Source organism: Polaromonas sp. P1_E3, from assembly GCF_056405935.1.
The window spans coordinates 1-3,313 of the sequence record NZ_JBFUBD010000304.1 but is presented as its reverse complement, the minus strand read 5'-3'; the positions used below and the strand labels follow the sequence as shown (position 1 = coordinate 3,313).

3 protein-coding genes are annotated in these 3,313 nt (G+C 63.0%); all 3 read left to right on the top strand.

Annotation, left to right across the window (positions count from 1 at the left end; all coding sequences use genetic code 11):
- Positions 1-896, top strand: an 896-nt coding sequence (locus tag AC1D0Z_RS18245; RefSeq protein WP_477659614.1) for a histone deacetylase family protein, incomplete at its 5' end; no start/stop codon positions are given.
- A gap of 7 nt (positions 897-903) precedes the next feature.
- Positions 904-1,707: an enoyl-CoA hydratase gene (locus AC1D0Z_RS18240; RefSeq protein ID WP_477659613.1), complete on the top strand. Its 804-nt coding sequence runs from the start codon at positions 904-906 to the stop codon at positions 1,705-1,707.
- Positions 1,689-3,026, top strand: a complete 1,338-nt coding sequence (locus tag AC1D0Z_RS18235; protein WP_477659612.1) for a mechanosensitive ion channel family protein — start codon at positions 1,689-1,691, stop codon at positions 3,024-3,026. Before AC1D0Z_RS18240 ends, AC1D0Z_RS18235 begins: the two co-directional genes overlap by 19 nt.
- The last annotated feature ends 287 nt before the right edge of the window (positions 3,027-3,313 follow it).

The window sequence follows — 3,313 nt, the reverse complement described above, 5'->3', positions numbered from 1 at the left end:
GCCACCCTGAGTGCCCGGAGCGGCTGGATGCCATTGACGACTGGCTGCTGGCGACCGGCGTCAAGGATGCGCTGGACGYGCGCGAGGCGCCGTTTGCGTCTCTGGGCGACATCGAATTGGGGCACGACCGCATGATGGTGGCGGCCATCCGCGGCCTGAGCGACAGCCTGGGCGACGACATCAACGCGGGAGGGCCGTCTTATGCCCAGATTGACCCTGACACCGCCCTCAATGTGCACAGCTGGAACGCCGCCGTGCGCGCCGTGGGTGCCGTGCTGGCGGCCACCGACGCGGTGATGGCCGGTGAGCTCCAAAACGCGTTTTGCGCCGTGCGGCCGCCGGGGCACCATGCATGCCACAAGCGGTCGATGGGATTTTGCATCTTCAACAGTGTGGCGATTGCCGCCAAATATGCGCTGGAGCGCCACGGCCTCAAGCGCGTGGCGGTCGTCGACTTCGACGTGCACCACGGCAATGGCACCGAAGACATCCTGAGCGGCGATGACCGGGTGCTGATGGTCAGTTTTTTCCAGCACCCGTTTTACCCCTACACCGGCACCGAGGGCCGCGCAGGCAACATGCTCAACCTGCCCGTGCCGGCTTACACCAAGGGCATGGAAGTGCGCGAGCTGATCGAAGCGGCATGGATTCCGCGGCTGGAAGAATTCAAGCCGGAAATGATTTTCATCAGCGCGGGGTTTGATGCGCACCGTGAAGACGACCTGGGCCAGATGGGCCTTGTCGAACAGGACTACGCCTGGATCACCCAGCGCCTGAAAGACGTCGCCAGGCGCCATTCGCAGGGCCGTATCGTTTCGTCGCTCGAAGGCGGCTACAACCTCAACGCGCTGGCGCGCAGCGTGGAAGCGCACATCCGCGTCCTGGCCGACCTGTAGGGCGTTCATGAGTGCCGTACCTGCCGAGCTATCGGCTCCCTTGCTTCATACGCAAGACGCGCGCGGTGTGCATCGCCTGGTGCTCAACAGGGCGACTACCTTCAATGCTCTCAGTGAAGATGTGCTGGCAGCGCTTCAAGCCGCGCTGGACGCGATCGCGGTCGACCCTGCTGCACGGGCGGCGGTCATCTCTGCGCAAGGCAAGGCTTTTTGTGCGGGCCACAACCTCAAGGATATGCGCGCCAGGCCCGAGCAGGCCTATTACCAGAAGCTTTTTGCGCAGTGCACGCGCGTGATGCTCAGCATCCAGAAGCTGCCGGTGCCCGTGATTGCGCAGGTGCAGGGGCTGGCTACCGCGGCCGGATGCCAGCTGGTGGCGCAGTGCGACCTGGCCGTGGCCTCAAGCAACGCGACCTTCGGCGTGAACGGCATTGATGTGGGCCTGTTTTGCGCGACGCCCAGCGTGCCACTGGTGCGAAACATTCCTGCCAAGCAGGCCATGGAAATGCTGCTGACGGGCGAGTTCATCACTGCCGACGAAGCGCGTGCACGCGGGCTGGTGAACCGGGTCGCGCCATTGGAGTTGCTTGGCGATGAGGTCGAAAAACTCTTGCAATCGCTCCTGTCCAAACCGTGCGAAGCGCTGGCGATGGGCAAGGCGCTTTTCTACCAACAACGTGAAACCGGCATCGAGGCCGCCTACCAGCTGGCCGGACAATCCATGGCCTGCAACATGGCCCATGCCGTGGCACAGGAAGGCGTGCAGGCCTTCATCGAGAAAAGGAAACCCCAATGGCCACCGGCGCCCTGACGAACCGCCCCCCCGCCCGCATCGACACCCTGGACGGCTGGTTCGCCGCACTGGCCCAGCCAAGCTCCCTGACCGAGCTGGCGACGCTGGTCGGTTGTGCCTTGCTGGCCTGGCTGGTGGTGCGTGTGACCGGGCGTGCGCGCATGGCGGCCGACGGCACGTCCATCCTCTTCGGGCGGCGTGTGATTGACGGCGTGCTGTTTCCCTTGTTGCTGCTTTTCCTTGCTTATGCGGCGCAGGCGCTTCTGGCAAGAGTATTCCCGACCGCGGTCTTCAGGGTCGCCATTCCGGTGCTGCTGTCGCTCGCGGTGATTCGTCTCGGCGTCAAGGTGCTGCAGGTCGCCTTCAAGGACGCGCCGCTGGTGCGCGCGCTGGAGCGCACCATCTCCTGGCTGGCCTGGATCGCCATGGTCTTGTGGGTCAGCGGCTTGCTGCCGGTTGTGCTTGACGAGCTGGACGACATCAAGTGGAAGGTCGGCAACTCCAACCTCTCGGTGCGCACCCTGCTCGAAGGTGCGGTGACGGCCGGCCTGGTGCTTTTGATCACTTTATGGATTTCTTCGGCCATCGAGGCGCGCCTGCTGCGAAAAGCTACCGGCAACGAGTTGTCCTTGCGCAAGGCGGTGGCCAATGCGGTGCGCGCCGTGCTGATGTTCGTCGGTCTGCTGCTGGCGCTGTCCTCGGTGGGCATAGACCTGACGGCTCTGTCGGTGCTGGGCGGCGCAGTGGGCGTGGGCGTCGGTTTCGGCCTGCAGAAGCTCGCCGCCAATTACGTGAGCGGCTTTGTCATGCTGGCCGAGCGCAGCGTGCGCATCGGCGACAACGTCCGGGTCGATACCTTCGAAGGGCGCATCACCGACATCAACGCGCGCTACACAGTGGTGCGCGCGCCGTCAGGGCGCGAGTCCATCGTGCCCAACGAGATGTTCATCAGCACCCGTATTGAAAACCTTTCGCTGAGCGACACGCAGGTGCTTCAGTCGACGGTGATTTCCGTGGGGTACGACAGCGATGTTGAGCTGGTCATGCGCCTGCTCAGTGAAGCGGCTCTCAAACAGGACCGCGTAATACGCGACCCGGCCCCCGGCGTCAATCTGACCAATTTCGGCGCGGACGGGCTGGAGTTCACACTCAATTACTGGATGGCGGATCCGGAAAACGGCCAGCAGAACCTTCGCTCGCGCGTCAACCTGGCCATTCTGGAGTCGCTGCGCAAGCACGGCATCGAGATCCCGTACCCGCAGCGCGTGATCCATACCCGGGCCGTCAGCGCCCCTGAAGCCGAAAAACCTGCTGGTGCGGCGAAACAGACGCCTTGACATGCCCTGCAGAGGGGGCAACTGACGCCTGTACGACAGCGCATTGGTGGGGGTGCTCTAATTCCGTGAAGCCAGCCCCCTATAATGAAATAGAACGACCGTTCTTTTTTTTGCCTTTTCTCTCTGGAGCTTCCGGATACCACCGGCCGCCAGCCTGCAAGCCGTATCGGGGAGCGGCAGCAGAATAGAATGCAAAGCTTACGTTTACGTCAACGTCAATTTCAGTTCCGATTCACCTTAATACCTCAATCCATCAACTCGGGAGTCCTCTCATGAAGGTCTTGGTT

Coding starts and splice junctions, on each gene's coding strand:
- AC1D0Z_RS18240 (WP_477659613.1), top strand. CDS start 904: ATGAGTGCCGTACCTGCCGAGCTATCGGCTCCCTTGCTTCATACGCAA.
- AC1D0Z_RS18235 (WP_477659612.1), top strand. CDS start 1,689: ATGGCCACCGGCGCCCTGACGAACCGCCCCCCCGCCCGCATCGACACC.